We start from the raw sequence: 15,231 nt of genomic DNA, 5'->3' as shown, positions 1-15,231 counted from the left end.
TGGGAAAGAGGGCGGGCGCCGCGCGATCAGGCCGCGAGCGGTGCGCCGAGGAAGTCGCCGAACGCCGCGTAGAAGCCCGCGGCGTTGTCCCACGGAATCATGTGGCCGGCGTCGGGCACGCGCACGTGCCGCATCGACGGCGTCGCACGCTGCAGTTCGGCGACGTCGTCGTCGCGCACCACGTCGCCGCGCTCGGCCGTGATCAGCAGCGACGGCACGGCCAGTTGCGCGGCATCGGCGTGGAAATCGTCGGTATGGAATCCTTCGTACGACGCGCGCACCGCACGCTCGTCGCAGGTATGCAGCCATTCGGCGCGCAACTGCAGCTCGGCGTCGGTCCAGGTCGGGCAGAACGCGCGCATGCCTTCGGCGTCGGTGCCGGCGCGGGCGAGCGCCATCGAGTCGATGTACCACGGCAGCTTGCCCGGATAGTCGCGGCGGTTCGGGCCCGATACGGGCGGGTCGACGAGGACGACGGAGGCGAGCCCGCGGATACCGCGCCGGGCCGCGCGCGCGGCGATCCGCGCGCCCATCGAATGGCCGACGAGGCTCGTGCGCGGCAGGCCGAGCGCGGCGACGAGCGCCGCGATGTCGTCCGCCTGCGCATCGAGGCCGTAGTCGAGCGACGGCGACGCGTCCGACAGCCCGCGGCCGCGCACGTCGAGCACGTAGGTGTCGAATGCCGCGCCGAACACTTCGCCGACGAAACCCCACGTGATCGCGGGGCTCGTGATGCCGGGGATCAGCACGATCGCCGGGCGCGACGCGCGCGCGCCGGTCGTGCCGCCGTAGCGCAGGTAGTGCTGGCGGATGCCGTTCGCGCGGATGTTCGCGCCGTACAGGAAAGTCGAGGACATGAATGGACTCCGTCGGAAGGGCCGCGCTCAGTACGCGCCGGACAGCAGCGCGCCGGCGCCGGGCACGACGGGCTCGAGGTCGAGCTCGCGCAGCATCGCGTAGGTGGTCGCGATCGCGGCCGTGACGACCGGCTTGCCCGTCATCGCCTCGACCTTCGCGACGGCCGGCAGCGATGGCATCTGCACGCAGGCGGACAGCACGATTGCGTCGGCGTCCTGGTACGGCAGCGTCTTCACGATGTCGGGCAGGCGTGCCGGATCGTGGCGGCCGACGTCGAGGTTGTCGGGAATCTCCAGCGCGCGATAGGCGAGTACGTCGAAGCCTTCGTTGCGGATGTAGTCGACCACGAGCTCGGTGAGCGGCAGCATGTAAGGCGCGACGACGACGATGCGCTTCGCGCCGATCACCTTCAGCGCGTCGACGAGCGCGCCCGCGCTCGTCAGCACGGGCGCCTGCGCGCCATTGTCGGCCGTGTGCTTCGTCAGGCGCGCCTGCGACACGCGGTGGTAGCCGTGGCCCATCGCCATGATCGCGACGAGGCACGCGTAGCCGAGCACGTCGACGCGCGCATCGCTCAGTTCCACAGCGCAGCGGTCGGATTCGGCATCCATTGCCGCGAGTTCTTCCTTGACGACCTTCTTCATCCGCATCCGGCTCGAGTGGTACGTGAAGCGCTCGGGACGGATCGTTTCGCGCAACCGCAGCATCGCGGGAATCTCGGTTTCCATCGTCGTGTTGGAACTCGGCACGATCTGGCCGATGCGGTAGGTCTTGCTCATGACGGGAGGCTCCGTGTCGGTAAGGGTGGGGCGGCGCGCGGGTGCGGGATCGCCGGATGTCGAGCAAAGTCTAGTGTGTACATTTGAAAATGGCAATGAATCAAAATGAGGTTTAACGCAGTGAGTCCATTGGTGTGCGCGGGTTTGTGAGGAATTATCGGTATTTTCCCGAATGCAGTGACGACGCTCGATAATCCGCTTGTCCTGAATAAATTGAGTGTGTACGCTACATAAACGCCATTCAATCCGCCCGTATCCGTGCCGCGTTCGGCAATGGGCCCACGATCAGGAGATCCGCATGAGCAAACCCCGTATCGCAATCATCGGCGCCGGTCTCGGCGGCACGGCCGCGGCTGCGCTGCTGCAGCGCGGCGGTTACGACGTCGCGCTGTACGAGCAGGCGCCCGCGTTCTCGCGCCTCGGCGCGGGCATCCATCTCGGCCCGAACGTGATGAAGATCATGCGGCGCATCGGCTGCGAGGACGCGCTGGAGACGATGGGTTCGCACCCGGATTTCTGGTACAGCCGCGACTGGCAGACGGCCGACGTGCTGTCGCAGATTCCGCTTGGCGATTACGCGCGCAAGGCCTACGGCGCAAGCTACCTGACCGTGCATCGCGGCGATTTCCATGCGTTGATGACGCAGGCGGTCACGCCCGGCACGATCCGCTTCGGCAAGCGGCTCGCGGCGGTCGAGGATACGGGCAGCGACGTGCGCCTGACGTTCACCGACGGCAGCGTCGAGACGGCCGACATCGTGATCGGCGCGGACGGCGTGAATTCGCGGATCCGCGAGCACCTGCTCGGCGCGGAACCGCCGCGCTACACGGGCTATGTCGCGCACCGCGCCGTGTTCCCGGCGGCGCTACTCGGCAACAAGCCGTACGACATGTGCGTGAAGTGGTGGTCGGAGGATCGCCACATGATGGTCTACTACGTGACCGAGAAGCGTGACGAGTACTACTACGTGACGGGCGTGCCGCAGGCCGAGTGGCCCGATGGCGTATCGATGGTCGACAGCAGCCGCGACGAGATGCGCGAGGCGTTCGCGGGGTTCCATGCCGACATCCAGCACCTGATCGACGTTTCGCCGTCGATCACCAAGTGGCCGCTGCTCGAGCGCGATCCGCTGCCGTTGTGGAGCCGCGGCCGTCTCGTGCTGCTCGGCGACGCGTGCCATCCGATGAAGCCGCATATGGCGCAGGGCGCGGCGATGGCGATCGAGGATGCCGCGATGCTCGCGCGCTGTCTCGATGAAGTCGGCATCGGCGACCATGCGGGCGCATTCGCGCTGTACGAGGCGAACCGCGCGGCGCGCGCGTCGAAGGTGCAGCTCGTGTCGCACAACAACACGTGGCTGCGCACGAACGAGGATCCGTCGTGGGTGTTCGGTTACGACGTGTTCGACGTGCCGCTCGCGGCGCCGTCGCGCAGCAACGTGGCGGCCGCGGCCTGATGCGCCCGCCGTGCCCGCGCCGGCCGGCGCCGGGCCGTCGCGGCGATCGACGTGCGCGGGTACGTGCGCATTTCGGCGTGTTATATGTCAGGCGCGCGCCGGCGGGTGCCAGCCGGCGGCAGTGCCCGCCGCTGGCCGCTCCCGGCTCGCGCGCCGCATTCCGGATCCATTCATGTCCCATCCCGCCTCTCCGTCGCGGCCGCTGGCGTTTCGCGTGAACGGCACGCCGCACACCTTCGACGCCGCCGCGCCCGACGCGCCGCTGCTACTGGTCCTGCGCAACGACTGCGCGCTCAACGGCCCGAAATACGGCTGCGGGCTCGGGCAGTGCGGTGCGTGCACGGTGCTCGTCGACGGGCAAGCCACGCGTTCGTGCGTCGTGCCGGCCGCCGCCGCGAACGGGCGCGACGTCACGACGCTCGAAGGGCTCGGCTCGCGCGACGCGCTGCATCCGATCCAGCGCGCGTTCATCGACGAGCAGGCCGCGCAATGCGGCTATTGCCTGAACGGGATGATCATGAGCACGAAGGCGCTGCTCGACCGCCACCCCGCGCCGGACGATGCGGCGATCCGCGACGCGTTGCGCTTCAACCTGTGTCGTTGCGGCACGCATCTGGAGATCATCCGTGCGGTGCATCGCGCGGCACGCTATCTGCGAGACGGCGATGAAGCGTGACGCAAGCCTGCCTGCGCAGCCGGAGCGCGCCGAGGCGCCCGACGCGCGCGACGATACCGCTGCCGGCGCATCGCACGCGCACCGTGCGCGCTACGAATGGCCGATCGGCGACGCGCACGCGCGCGCATCGTTCGACATCGAGACGCGCACCGCACCCGACGGGCGGATGACGGCCTGGCGCTATCGCGTGCAGGCGGCCGGTGCAGGCGCGCACGATGCGCGCGGAGCGGAGGCGGACCGGGCGCATGCCGGCGCGGCGTCGCCGTTCGTCTACCGGCACGCGCAGACCTCGATCGAGCTGGCCGATGCCGACGGTGCGATTCCCGGCCACGCGCACGCATTTGCCCGTGAATCCTTCGTCGACGAACTCGCCAGCGCGTTGCGACGCGACCCGGTCGCGCTGCGGCTGCAGCACCTCGATGCCGCGCGGGACGCGGGGCCGCGCGAGACGATCCGGATGGTCAGCGAGCGCGCCGCATGGGGTGCGCCGGTCTCGGCCCGTACGAACACGCGTTCGACGGTCAGCGGACGCGGCTTCGCATTCGACGGCGACCCCGCGGCCGAATCCGACGCTGCCCGCCATGACGACGATCCGCGCTGGTCCGCATGGGTCGTCGATCTCGAAGTCGATCGCGCGACGGGCGACGTTGCGGTGCGGCGCGTCGTGGCCGGGCAGGGCAACGGCGAGCCGGGCGATGCGGCGCTGGCCGGCTTGCCCGCGTGGCAGATCGAGGCCGCGATTTCACGCGTGATGGGGGCCCGGTTGTCCGCGCGGCCCGCGCACGACGAGACCGGTGCCGGTGCGCAGCCGGACGCGATCGCACACGAACTGGTCGCACTCGACGCAGCGGCGCACCGCGCGCGGGGCGAGCTGTCCGTGCAAGATGCGCGCCGGATCGAGCAGGCGGCGGCACCGGCCGCGGCGGCGATCGCGAATGCACTGTACGACGCGACTGGCGTGCGTTTTCGTGCGCCGCCATTCGATGCCGCGCACATTCGCGCGGCACTCGCGCAACCGGTGCCGGTTGGTGCCGGCGACGGGCTGCATGCGGCCCCGCGCCGTGCATCGCGCTGGCGCCGCTGGCTGGCCGGCGGCGGCGCGGGCGGCGTGGTCGGCGGGCTGATCGGGCTCGCGTGCGCGATCCTGCCGGGGCCAGCGCCGATCGCGCCCGTTGCGCCCGGCGGCGCGGACGGCGCGATGTGGAGCGCCGCGACGCTCGAACGCGGCCGCCAGGTCGCCCTCGCCGGCGATTGCGCGGTGTGCCACACGGCGCCCGGCGGCGCGACCAACGCGGGCGGGCTCGCGCTCGATACGCCGTTCGGCACGATCTACACGACGAACCTCACGCCCGATCCGGAAACCGGCATCGGCACCTGGTCGTATCCGGCGTTCGCCCGCGCGATGCGCGAAGGCATCTCGCGCGACGGTACGCACCTGTACCCGGCGTTCCCGTACACGGCGTTCGCGAAGCTGAGCGAGCCCGACCTGCTCGCGCTCTATGCGTACCTGATGTCGCAGCCACCGGTGAAGCACGTGCCGCCGAAGACGAAACTGCCGTTCCCGCTCGACCAGCGGCGCCTCGTCGCCGGCTGGAACTGGCTGTATCACGACGCACGGCCGTTTGCACCGGACCCGGCGCGCTCCGCGACGTGGAATCGCGGCAAGTACCTGGTCGACGGTGCCGGGCACTGCGGCGCCTGCCATACGCCGCGCAACGCGCTCGGTGCGGAGAAGGGCGGCCTGGCCTACCTGTCTGGCGGCGAAGCGGAGGGATGGGTCGCGCCGCCGCTCGTCGCGTCGCCGGCCTCGCCCGTGCCATGGACCGAAGGCGCGCTGTTCGACTATCTGCGCACGGGTTTCTCCGCGCAGCACGGCGTCGCGGCCGGACCGATGGCGCCCGTCGTCGCGGGGCTCGCGGCGCTGCCCGAGTCCGACGTCCGGGCGATCGCGCACTATCTGGCGTCGCTGTCGCCGCCGGTCGATGCCGCGGTCGCCGCGGACGCGGCAACCCGCCAGGCGCGCGGCGCGGAAACCGTCGCGACGCTCGGCCTCGAGAACGGCCGCCGCGCGTTCGACACGGCATGCGCGGTCTGTCATGCGGAATCGGGCGGCGTCGGGCATTTCGGCGTGCGTCCGCTGATGGGGCTCAACACGAGCGTCAGCCAGTCGACGCCGGACAACCTGCTGCGCGTGCTGCACCACGGGATCGACCAGCCGGCCACCGACCAGCTCGGCTACATGCCGGGTTTCGGCGCGGCCTTCGACGACCGCCAGATGGCCGAGCTTGCCGCCTACATCCGTGCGCGCTATGCACCGGGGCAGCCGGCGTGGCGGAACCTGGCGGAAGCATCGGCGAGGATCCGGCAGGCGGGCGAACCTTGACCGTCATGCGCGCGTGAGCGCGCGGAACGCCATGCGGGCAGGGCGAAATGACCTGCCCGACGAAAATGAGCGCGGGCGACGGCTGTAAATCTTGCCTGAAACGGCCATCGTTTAACCATTCGAAACAATGTGTTCACTGAAAGGGGCATGATCTCCGGCGATCGAGCAGGCATACTGTCGCCTATGTTGCTCAATGCACGTCGAACGGCGTGCGCCTGCCCCTCATGTCCATTCCAGTCTCTTACCGAACCCTGCGATGGTTGACCGTCGCGGCTGTTGCATGCTTGCTCGCCGCGTGTTCGACCGCTTCCGACGTGACCGCGACGTCGAACCCGAACGTGTACACCGTGACGACGCGCACGGTCGGCGTGTCGACGACGTGGGCCGATGCCCACGAGAAGGCCGTCAGCGAAGCCACCAACTACTGCACGCAGCGCGGGATGCGCGCGAGCATGAAGACGGAATCGCTGACCGGCGGCCGCCGTGTCGACGCGCGCTCCGAACTCGCGTTCGAGTGCCATCCGACCTTCGAGACGGCATCGAACCCGCGCGGTTGAACGCACGGCGGTGCCGGCGCACCGCCGGCGCCTGAAGCGACGCCTGCATTTCCCTCCCCCGCATGCAAACCGACCCGCGATGCCGGACTGGCACATCGCGGGTCGGCGCACGTCCGGCGCTGGCCGTTCGGCTCAGGCCGGCCGTGCCTCGTACAGCTTCACGCACGCGGAGAAATCGAGCGTGCCGAGCCCCTGCTGGCTCATCGACTGATAGAGCTGCTGCGCCAGCGCGCCCATCCACACAGGCTGATGCGCGCTCCGGGCGGCTTCGGTCGCCAGCCCGAGATCCTTCAGCATCAGGTTCGCCGCGAAGCCGCCCGCATAGGCGCGTGCGGCCGGCGCCGTATCGCTCACGCCCGGATACGGGTTGTACGTGTCCGAGCTCCAGCAGCGGCCGGTCGACGTGTTGATGATGCCGGCCAGCACGGCCGGATCGATGCCGAGCGCGGCGCCGAGCGCCATGGCTTCCGACACGCCCATCATCGAGATCCCGAGCAGCAGGTTGTTGCAGATCTTCGCGATCTGCCCGGTGCCCGTGCCGCCGCAATGCACGACGTTCCTGCCCATGTCGAGCAGCACGGGGCGGATGCGCTCGAAGAGCGCGGCGCTCGCGCCGACCATGAAGGTCAGCGTGCCGGCCTGCGCGCCGCCGGTGCCGCCCGACACGGGCGCATCGGCGAGCGGGAAGTCGCGTCGTGCGGCGGCGTCGGCCACCGCGCGCACGGTGCCGGGATCGATCGTGCTGCAGTCGATCAGCAGTGCGCCCGCTCGCGCGCCGGCCAGCACGCCGTCGTCGCCGAGGTAGACCGCGCGCACGTGCTGCGCGGCCGGCAGCATCGTGATCGCGACAGCGCCGCGTGCGGCCGCTTCGCGCGGCGAGCCGGCCGCCGTCGCGCCTGCGCGCACCGCGGCGTCGACCGCATGTGCGTCGAGGTCGAACACCGTCAGCGCGTGGCCGGCCTTGAGCAAATTGGCGGCCATGGGGCCGCCCATGTTGCCGAGTCCGATGAATGCAATGTCCATGTGCGGGCCCTCAATCAGCGCAGCGCGATCGTCGTGTTCACGCCGCCGGCCGTCGCGTCGTCGTCGAACCAGCGCGCGGTGACCGTCTTCGTCTGCGTGTAGAACTGCACGACCTGCTTGCCGTACGGGCCGAGATCGCCGAGCTTCGAGCCGCGCGAGCCCGTGAAGCTGAAGTAGGGCACCGGCACCGGAATCGGGATGTTGATGCCGACCTGGCCGATGTCGATCTCGCTCTGGAACTTGCGTGCGGCCGCGCCGCTCTGCGTGAACAGGCCGACGCCGTTGCCCATCGGGTTGCGGTTGACGAGCGCGATCGCGTCGTCGAGCGTGTCGGCTTCGAGCACGACCACCACCGGCCCGAAGATTTCTTCCGTATAGATCGACATGTCGGTCGTCACGCCCGAGAAGATCGTCGGGCCGACGAAGTTGCCCTGCTCGTAGCCGGGCACCTTCACGTCGCGGCCGTCGAGTTCCAGCTTCGCGCCGGCCTTCACGCCTTCGTCGATCAGCGCGGTGATGCGCGCCTGCGCGGCCTTCGACACGACCGGGCCGACATCGGTGCCGGGCTCGTGGCCCGCGTTGATCTTCAGCACCTTCGCCTTCTCGACGAGATCGGGCAGCCAGTCGCGCGCCTTGCCGACCAGCACGACGACCGAGGTCGCCATGCAGCGCTGGCCGGCCGCGCCGAAGCCCGCGCCGACGAGCGCGTTGATCGACTGCTCGCGGTGCGCATCGGGCAGCACAACCGCGTGGTTCTTCGCGCCCATCATCGACTGCACGCGCTTGCCGTGCTGGCTGCCGAGGTTGTACACGTGCGTGCCGACGCGCGTCGAACCGACGAACGAGATCGCCTTGATGTCCGGATGCGTGCACAGGCGGTCGACCACCGTCTTGCCGCCGTGCACGACGTTCAGCACGCCTTGCGGCACGCCGGCCTCGATCGCGAGTTCGACCAGCTGCATCGTCGACAGCGGGTCCTGCTCCGACGGCTTCAGCACGAACGTGTTGCCGCACACGATCGCCATCGGGAACATCCACAGCGGGATCATGCCGGGGAAGTTGAACGGCGTGATGCCCGCGCACACGCCGATCGGCTGGCGCAGCGTGTAGGTATCGACGCCGCCCGCGACGTTCTCCGCGAATTCGCCTTGCTGCAGCGTGCCGATCGAGCACGCATGCTCGACGACCTCGAGGCCGCGGAAGATGTCGCCCTGCGCGTCGGGCAGCGTCTTGCCTTGCTCGGCCGTCAGCGTGTGCGCGATCCGTTCGAGATTGCGGCGCACGAGGTCCTGGAACTTCAGCATGATGCGCAGCCGCGCGCCGATCGGCGTCGTCTTCCACGTCTGGAACGCGCGCTGCGCGGACGCGATCGCGGCGTCGACCTCGTCGAGCGTCGCATACGGCACACGGCCGATCACGTCCTGCGTCGCGGGATTGACGATGTCGCCCCATTCGGCGCTCTGCGATTCGACGAATGCGCCGTCGATCAGCAGCTTGGCGGTGGGCACGGCGAGGGTGGTCTGGGGAACTGCGGCGTTCATGGAACTCTCCGGGGAAACGGTGTGGCGATGACAAAGGGGGGCTGCTCCCGCCGCGCGTGCAGGCGCGGCGGGCGGCAGGACGAACTGAATTCGATCGAATGCCGGCCGGCGTGCTCAGGCGCGCGCCGGGCGCATCAATGCGGTACACATGAGCGCGAACACGCCGAAGCCGACGAGGTACGCGATCACGTAGTGCGGCTGGCCGCCGCCGGCCTTGAGCAGCGACGTCGCGATCATCGGCGCGAAGCCGCCGCCGATCACGCCGGCGAGCTGCACCGACAGCGAGATGCCGCTGTAGCGGATTTCAGCGGGGAACTGCTGCGCGAACAGCAGCGATTCCGGCGCATAGAGGATCGGGAACACGACGCCGAGGCCGAGCACGATCGCCCACCATGCGGTCGACGTCTGCTGCGTGCCGAGCATCATGAAGAACGGCGCGGCGAACGCGCACATCAGCACGAGGCCGATTGCGAACATCCGGCGCTGGCCGATGCGGTCGCTCAGGTGGCCGCACAGCGGCATCGTGACGAGCGACAGCGCGGCGCCGGCCGTGATCGCGTGCAGCATCTCGGCCTTCGGCAGGTGCAGCTGCTGCGTCGCGTAGGCGAGCGCGAACGTGACGACCATGTAGAACCACGTGTTCTCCGCGGCGCGCGCGCCGACGATCGTCAGCACCTCGCGCGGATGGCGGCGCAGTGCGGCCGTTACCGGCGACTTCTCGGCCTTGCCCTGGCGCTGCATCTTCTCGAAGTCGGGCGATTCGGGCACCTTCGCGCGGATGAACCAGCCGAGCCCGACGAGCGCGATGCTCGCGAGGAACGGCACGCGCCAGCCCCACGACAGCATGTCGGCTTCCGGCAGCGCGGCGACCGCGGCCATCGCGACCGACGACAGGATCAGGCCGAGCCCGACGCCTGTCTGCGGCAGGCTGCCGAACAGCCCCTTGCGGCCTTTCGGCGCGTGTTCGACGGCCATCAGCACCGCGCCGCCCCATTCGCCGCCGACGGCCATCCCCTGCAGGAAGCGCATCGCGATCAAGAGCGCCGCGGCCCAGTAGCCGATGCTGTCGTACGACGGGATCAGCCCGATGATCATGCTCGGCACGCCCATCAGCAGCAGCGTGATCATCAGCATCGACTTGCGGCCGATGCGGTCGCCGAAGTGGCCGAACACGATGCCGCCCATCGGCCGCCCGATGAAGCCGACCGCGAACGTGCCGAACGCCGCGAGCGTGCCGACGACGGGGTCCAGCGACGGGAAGAAGATGCGGTTGAACACGAGCGCGGCGGCCGTGCCGTAGAGGAAGAAGTCGTACCACTCGATCGTCGTGCCGGCCATGCTGGCCCAGCCGGCCAGCAGGTAATGCTTCGCGGTGCGCTCGGGCGCGGGTGTCGCGATGGTCGCATGCTCATCGAGGGTGGATCGGGTCTGCATGGTGTCTCCGTGGTGGTGCCGCGGCTCGTGGTCCGCAGGTCACGGTCGAGTATAGTTATGCGCAGATTCATCATGTACCGATAAAGAAACCGGTTGGATGTGCATTTATGCATATCGACGGCCGGCCCGGAGACTCCAGCCCCTTTTTCCCTCGCCGATGCGACATGCCACCGAGCCGGTTTCCGGCAACCTGAACTGGGACGACCTGCGCTTTTTCCTCGAAGTCGCGCGCACGCAGCGCGCAAGCGGCGCCGCGAAGCGGCTCGGCGTCGACTACACGACCGTCGCGCGGCGCATCCGTGCGCTCGAGGCCGCGATGGGCACGCTGCTGTTCGACAAGTCGCGCTCCGGCGGCTTCGCGCTGACGGCCGAAGGGCAGCGGCTCGTCGCCTATGCGGACGCGATGGAAACGACCGTGCAGTCGGCATGCGACCAGGTCGCGAACACCGGCGAGGCGCTGTCGGGCCACGTGCGGATCGGGTCGACGGAAGGGTTCGGCTGCTTTTTCCTCGCGCCGCAGCTCGCGCAGTTTCGCGCCGAGCATCCGCACGTGACGGTCGACCTGCTGCCCGTGCCGCATTTCGTCAACCTGCCGAAGCGCGAGGCCGACCTCGCGATCACGCTCGAGCGGCCCGAGCGCGGGCCCTACGTGGTCACGAAGCTGTGCGATTACCGGTTGCGGCTCTACGCGACGCGCGACTACCTCGCGAGCCACGCGCCGATCACGTGCACGGACGATCTCGCGCAGCACACGTTCATCAGCTACGTCGACGATCTCGCGTTCAGCAACGAGTTGCTGTACCTCGATCGCGCGGTGCCCGGTGCGACGGCCGGGCTGCGCACGACGAGCGTGATCGCGCAGTACTTCGCGGCGCTGCAGGGCGGCGGGCTTGCGATCCTGCCGTGCTTCATGGCGGCCACGCAGCCGGCGCTCGTGCCCGTGCTGCCGGACGACGTGGTCGTCACGCGGTGCTTCTGGCTGACGTGCCGCGAGGATCTGCGCAAGCTGCGGCGCGTGACCGCGCTGTGGGATTACCTGCGCGCGGCGGCGGACGCGAATCGCGCGCTGCTGTCGGGCGATTCGGGGACGCTGCGATTCGTCGGCGAGCCGGAATAGCGGGCCGCGTGCGCGTCGTGATGACGGGCCGCACGCTTCGGCATGGCGGCGGTTGTGCCATCATGTGCGCACCGACAGCCGCCAGGAGACGGTCGTGGAAATTCATTCGCAGTGGACGTTCGATTGCCGGCCCGAGCACGTGTGGCCGCATTTCCTGCATGCGCGGATGGACGACACGCGGCCGTTGCTGTTCCGCCTCGGCGTGCCGAAGCCGGTCAGCTGCCGCGTGCTCGAAGGCGTGCCGGCCGTCGGCAACACGCGGCAGTGCACGACCGATCGCGGCACCATCGACCAGCGGATTCTCGTGCTCGACGAGCATCGCCGGCTGCGTTACCGGATGGTGGCGTCGACGGTCTGGTGCCGCGACTGGGTCGGCCTGCTGGAAGACGAATTCACGCTGACGCCCGTGGAAGGCGGCAGGACACGCGTCGAGCGGCGCACCGTGTTCAGCGCGCGCGGTTTGTTCAGGCCGGTTCGGCAGATCGGTTTATGGCTCGCGTTGCAGCAGGCTCATCGATACGCGGCGCGCAACTGGCGGCGTCTCGCGATGGCGGCGCAGGGGCAGGCGGTCGCGACGGAGCCGGCATTCAACCCGGGCACTCGAGCCGATCCGCGAGCTCGTTCAGGTCCCTGACGTCGAAGTCCCACGCATCGTCGGCTTTCAGGTCGGTCGTCTGGCCGGGCCCGTGCTCGGTCGGCCGCAGCACGAACGCGGTCGACAGCCCCTGTCGGCGCGCGGCGGCGAGGTCGCCGTTGTGGGCGGCGACCAGGCACAGCTCGGCCGGTGCGAGGCCGAGAATGTCGACGGTGTCGCTGTACACCTGCGGCGACGGCTTGTACGCGCGGACGACTTCCGCGCCGAGGATCGCGTCCCACGGCAGCCCCGCGCGCTTCGCGACGTCGACCATCAGCCGGATGTTGCCGTTCGACAGCGGCGCGATGATGAAGCGCCGCTTCAGCCGGTGCAGCGCGGCGACGGCGTCGGGCCACGGGTCGAGGCTGTGCCATGCGAGGTTGAGCGTGTCGATGTCGGCGTCGGGCACGTCGTCGATGCCGAAACGGTCGAGCGTGCGGACGAGGTTTTCGCGATGCAGCACGTCGAGCCGCACGTAGCGGCGGCGCCCGCTGCGGATTTCCTCCATCGACGGCGAATATTCGGCGCGCCATGCGTCGGCGAACACGAACGGGTCGAGCGCGGGCGCGTGGCGGTCCAGGAACGCGGCAGCGCCGCGTGCGACACCGCTTCTCCAGTCGACGATCGTTCCGAAGACATCGAAAACGAGCGCCTTGATTTCGGCAGGGTTCGTCATGGTGATCCAGTGAAGGTCGTTCGATGAGGGCCTACGTCGCCGTGCCGCCGGAATGCGCGACACCGGTTCCATCGACATTGAATCACGGATACGAAAACGCGGCCCGGCCGGCCGCGATCGCGTCCCGGTCGTGCCGGAACGGAGGGGAAGGCAACGGCCGCACGCAGCCGCCGGCCGGAAACGCCAGCGGCGGCCGCGCGTGCCGTGCCGGTCAGCTCTTGTCGTACGAGAACTGGATGCCGGCCGTGCCGCCGGTTTCGATGAACAGGTCGACGAACGCCGGCACGGTGGCGCTGCGCGCCCAGTCGCGCTGCAGTTCGCAGAACAGCTGCGCGACGCTGATCATCTTGCCGCCGGCCTGCTCGATGCGGCGCAGCGCGGCTTCGTGCGCGGCGACCGACGTGCCGCCGACCGCGTCGACGACCACGTATACCTCGTAGCCGGCCTTCAGCGCGTCGAGCGCCGGGAACGTCAGGCACGCTTCGGTCCACAGCGCGGTCATGATCAGTTTCTTGCGGCCGGTCGCCTCGACGGCCTGGCGGAATTCGACGTCTTCCCACGAGTTGATGCTCGTGCGGTCGTAGGTCGGATAGCCTTCGAGCGCATGGCGCAGTTGCGGGATCGGCGGCTTGTTCAGGCCCGTCTTCACGTTCACGGTCGAGTGGACGATCGGCAGGCCGTACGCGACGGCCGCCTTCGACGCGCCGACGATGTTGTTGATCAGCAGCTGGCGATCCATCGACGCGATGGAGTTCACCTGGACCGGCTGGTAATCGATGACGATGAACGCCGCGTTCTGCGGGGTGAGCAGGTGGTCGTTCGCGGGGTCGCGAACCGGTTCGCTTGCCATGGTTGCCTCCAGTGACGTGCGGAATGTGAAGGGGGGACTTCAAGCTTAGTGAATCGATCGGGCGGCCGATGGAGCCGGCCGGGACAATTTCCTGCCGCCGCGACACGCTCGATCCACGTTGAAACAGAATGCTATGCGTGCAACAACCGGCGTTCCAGTCCCTTAAAATGCCGTCAGTGTTCTATGGGTGGAACAATCATGGATGACCTGAACGACCTCTACTATTTCGTGAAGGTGGTCGAGCACGGCGGGTTCACGCAGGCGGGGCGCGCGCTGGATGTGCCGAAATCGACGCTGAGCCGCCGCATCGCCGCGCTGGAAGCGAAGTACGACGTGCGGCTGCTGCAGCGCACGACGCGTCATTTCACGGTCACGGAAACCGGGCGCGAATTCTACGAGCGCTGCCTTGCCGTGCTGGTCGAGGCCGACGCCGCGCGCGAGGTGATCGAGCGGCGGCACGCGGAACCGCGCGGCGTCGTCCGCGTGAGTTGTCCGACCGCGCTGCTCGAATACCGCGTGAGCGAACTCGTCGCGCGCTTCATGGCGATTCATCCGCAGGTGCAGGTGCATCTCGAGGCAACGAACCGCCGCGTCGACCTGCTGAGCGAAGGATTCGACCTCGCGCTGCGCGTGCGCTTCCCGCCGCTGGAGGACAGCGATCTCGTGATGCGCGTGCTGGCCGACAGCCCGCAGCGGCTGGTCGCCGCGCCGCAATGGCTGGACGGGCGAGGGGCGCTGTCGGATCCGGCCGAGCTGGCCGGCGCGCCGAGTCTCGACTGGGGGCCGGCGCGGCATCATCTGTGGCAACTGGTCGGGCCGAACGGCGAGGACGCGCAGCTGCGCCATCATCCGCGCTTCGTGACCGACGACATGCACGCGCTGCGCGACGCGGCGATTCATGGCGTCGGCATCGTGCAGCTGCCGTGCATGGTCGTCGAGGACGACCTGCGCGACGGCACGCTGGTCGACGTGCTGCCGGGCTGGGCGCCGAAGGGCGGCGTGGTGCACGCGGTGTTTCCGTCGCGGCGCGGGCTGCTGCCGCGCGTACGGCTGCTGATCGACTTCCTGGCCGAACACATCCGGAAGGATTGACAGGCGGCGCGCTGCCTGCGGCGCCCGCGCGCGCGTCGGTCGCTGCGGCGATCGATGCGCTGAAAGCCGTGACGCGTCCGCTGCCGGGCGCGGAAGGCAGGGCAGGAACGGGGGCCGGGCGCCGTCACAATCTGACGAACCGGTGTCGGCGAAGG

General features: G+C 69.3%; 14 protein-coding genes. 7 read left to right on the top strand and 7 right to left on the bottom strand.

All coding sequences use genetic code 11. The annotated features are described in order from the left end of the window. Positions 1-26: 26 nt before the first annotated feature. Together U5798_RS06115 and U5798_RS06110 are read right to left on the bottom strand one after the other, a co-directional pair. Positions 27-857 (bottom strand): alpha/beta hydrolase, encoded by an 831-nt coding sequence (locus U5798_RS06115; RefSeq protein ID WP_322081535.1) that lies wholly within the window; start codon positions 855-857, stop codon positions 27-29. A 27-nt stretch (positions 858-884) separates the two neighbouring features. Beyond that, positions 885-1,637, bottom strand: coding sequence for an Asp/Glu racemase (locus tag U5798_RS06110; protein WP_322081534.1), 753 nt, complete (start codon positions 1,635-1,637; stop codon positions 885-887). Between the two features lie 298 nt (positions 1,638-1,935). On the opposite strand from U5798_RS06110, the gene U5798_RS06105 reads away from it, so the two are divergent. From U5798_RS06105 to U5798_RS06090, 4 genes are all read left to right on the top strand, one after another. After that, positions 1,936-3,093: an FAD-dependent monooxygenase gene (locus tag U5798_RS06105; RefSeq protein WP_322081533.1), complete on the top strand. Its 1,158-nt coding sequence runs from the start codon at positions 1,936-1,938 to the stop codon at positions 3,091-3,093. 172 nt (positions 3,094-3,265) lie between these two features. Next, positions 3,266-3,769: a (2Fe-2S)-binding protein gene (locus U5798_RS06100; protein WP_322081532.1), complete on the top strand. Its 504-nt coding sequence runs from the start codon at positions 3,266-3,268 to the stop codon at positions 3,767-3,769. Beyond that, on the top strand, positions 3,759-6,152 hold the full coding sequence (locus U5798_RS06095; RefSeq protein WP_322081531.1) for a c-type cytochrome: 2,394 nt from the start codon (positions 3,759-3,761) through the stop codon (positions 6,150-6,152). The genes U5798_RS06100 and U5798_RS06095 overlap by 11 nt, the downstream gene beginning before the upstream one ends. A 224-nt stretch (positions 6,153-6,376) precedes the next feature. Beyond that, positions 6,377-6,709, top strand: a complete 333-nt coding sequence (locus U5798_RS06090) for a hypothetical protein (RefSeq protein ID WP_124456084.1) — start codon at positions 6,377-6,379, stop codon at positions 6,707-6,709. Between the two features lie 132 nt (positions 6,710-6,841). Here U5798_RS06090 and mmsB read toward each other — a convergent pair whose 3' ends face one another. From mmsB to U5798_RS06075, 3 genes are all read right to left on the bottom strand, one after another. Next, positions 6,842-7,732, bottom strand: coding sequence for a 3-hydroxyisobutyrate dehydrogenase (gene mmsB, locus U5798_RS06085; protein ID WP_322081530.1), 891 nt, complete (start codon positions 7,730-7,732; stop codon positions 6,842-6,844). Between the two features lie 14 nt (positions 7,733-7,746). Then, positions 7,747-9,273: a CoA-acylating methylmalonate-semialdehyde dehydrogenase gene (locus U5798_RS06080; RefSeq protein WP_322081529.1), complete on the bottom strand. Its 1,527-nt coding sequence runs from the start codon at positions 9,271-9,273 to the stop codon at positions 7,747-7,749. A 114-nt stretch (positions 9,274-9,387) separates the two neighbouring features. After that, positions 9,388-10,707, bottom strand: coding sequence for an MFS transporter (locus U5798_RS06075; protein WP_322081528.1), 1,320 nt, complete (start codon positions 10,705-10,707; stop codon positions 9,388-9,390). Positions 10,708-10,864: 157 nt separating this feature from the next. On the opposite strand from U5798_RS06075, the gene U5798_RS06070 reads away from it, so the two are divergent. Both U5798_RS06070 and U5798_RS06065 read left to right on the top strand, forming a co-directional pair. Beyond that, on the top strand, positions 10,865-11,824 hold the full coding sequence (locus U5798_RS06070; RefSeq protein ID WP_322081527.1) for a LysR family transcriptional regulator: 960 nt from the start codon (positions 10,865-10,867) through the stop codon (positions 11,822-11,824). Positions 11,825-11,918: 94 nt separating this feature from the next. After that, positions 11,919-12,458, top strand: a complete 540-nt coding sequence (locus U5798_RS06065) for an SRPBCC family protein (RefSeq protein WP_221623706.1) — start codon at positions 11,919-11,921, stop codon at positions 12,456-12,458. On the opposite strand, the gene U5798_RS06060 is transcribed toward U5798_RS06065, so the two are convergent. After that, the gene (locus U5798_RS06060; protein WP_124456089.1) at positions 12,412-13,134 is read right to left on the bottom strand and encodes a haloacid dehalogenase type II; all 723 of its coding nucleotides are present in this window, start codon (positions 13,132-13,134) and stop codon (positions 12,412-12,414) included. The two genes, U5798_RS06065 and U5798_RS06060, sit on opposite strands and share 47 nt — an antisense overlap. Before the next feature lie 211 nt (positions 13,135-13,345). Further along, complete coding sequence (locus tag U5798_RS06055) at positions 13,346-13,984, bottom strand: hydrolase (protein WP_322081526.1); 639 nt, start codon at positions 13,982-13,984, stop codon at positions 13,346-13,348. Positions 13,985-14,182: 198 nt separating this feature from the next. Between U5798_RS06055 and U5798_RS06050 the strand changes: the two genes are divergently transcribed. Continuing rightward, positions 14,183-15,076, top strand: a complete 894-nt coding sequence (locus U5798_RS06050; RefSeq protein ID WP_322081525.1) for a LysR substrate-binding domain-containing protein — start codon at positions 14,183-14,185, stop codon at positions 15,074-15,076. The last annotated feature ends 155 nt before the right edge of the window (positions 15,077-15,231 follow it).

It is taken from the genome of Burkholderia sp. BCC1972 (assembly GCF_905339605.1).
Lineage (GTDB): Bacteria > Pseudomonadota > Gammaproteobacteria > Burkholderiales > Burkholderiaceae > Burkholderia.
This window is presented reverse-complemented; position numbering and strand designations above follow the sequence as displayed.

Excerpts from the sequence above, each read along its gene's own strand:
- U5798_RS06115 (WP_322081535.1), bottom strand. The coding sequence starts at position 857 with ATGTCCTCGACTTTCCTGTACGGCGCGAACATCCGCGCGAACGGCATC.
- U5798_RS06110 (WP_322081534.1), bottom strand. The coding sequence starts at position 1,637 with ATGAGCAAGACCTACCGCATCGGCCAGATCGTGCCGAGTTCCAACACG.
- U5798_RS06105 (WP_322081533.1), top strand. The coding sequence starts at position 1,936 with ATGAGCAAACCCCGTATCGCAATCATCGGCGCCGGTCTCGGCGGCACG.
- U5798_RS06100 (WP_322081532.1), top strand. The coding sequence starts at position 3,266 with ATGTCCCATCCCGCCTCTCCGTCGCGGCCGCTGGCGTTTCGCGTGAAC.
- U5798_RS06095 (WP_322081531.1), top strand. The coding sequence starts at position 3,759 with ATGAAGCGTGACGCAAGCCTGCCTGCGCAGCCGGAGCGCGCCGAGGCG.
- U5798_RS06090 (WP_124456084.1), top strand. The coding sequence starts at position 6,377 with ATGTCCATTCCAGTCTCTTACCGAACCCTGCGATGGTTGACCGTCGCG.
- mmsB (WP_322081530.1), bottom strand. The coding sequence starts at position 7,732 with ATGGACATTGCATTCATCGGACTCGGCAACATGGGCGGCCCCATGGCC.
- U5798_RS06080 (WP_322081529.1), bottom strand. The coding sequence starts at position 9,273 with ATGAACGCCGCAGTTCCCCAGACCACCCTCGCCGTGCCCACCGCCAAG.
- U5798_RS06075 (WP_322081528.1), bottom strand. The coding sequence starts at position 10,707 with ATGCAGACCCGATCCACCCTCGATGAGCATGCGACCATCGCGACACCC.
- U5798_RS06070 (WP_322081527.1), top strand. The coding sequence starts at position 10,865 with ATGCGACATGCCACCGAGCCGGTTTCCGGCAACCTGAACTGGGACGAC.
- U5798_RS06060 (WP_124456089.1), bottom strand. The coding sequence starts at position 13,134 with ATGACGAACCCTGCCGAAATCAAGGCGCTCGTTTTCGATGTCTTCGGA.
- U5798_RS06055 (WP_322081526.1), bottom strand. The coding sequence starts at position 13,984 with ATGGCAAGCGAACCGGTTCGCGACCCCGCGAACGACCACCTGCTCACC.
- U5798_RS06050 (WP_322081525.1), top strand. The coding sequence starts at position 14,183 with ATGGATGACCTGAACGACCTCTACTATTTCGTGAAGGTGGTCGAGCAC.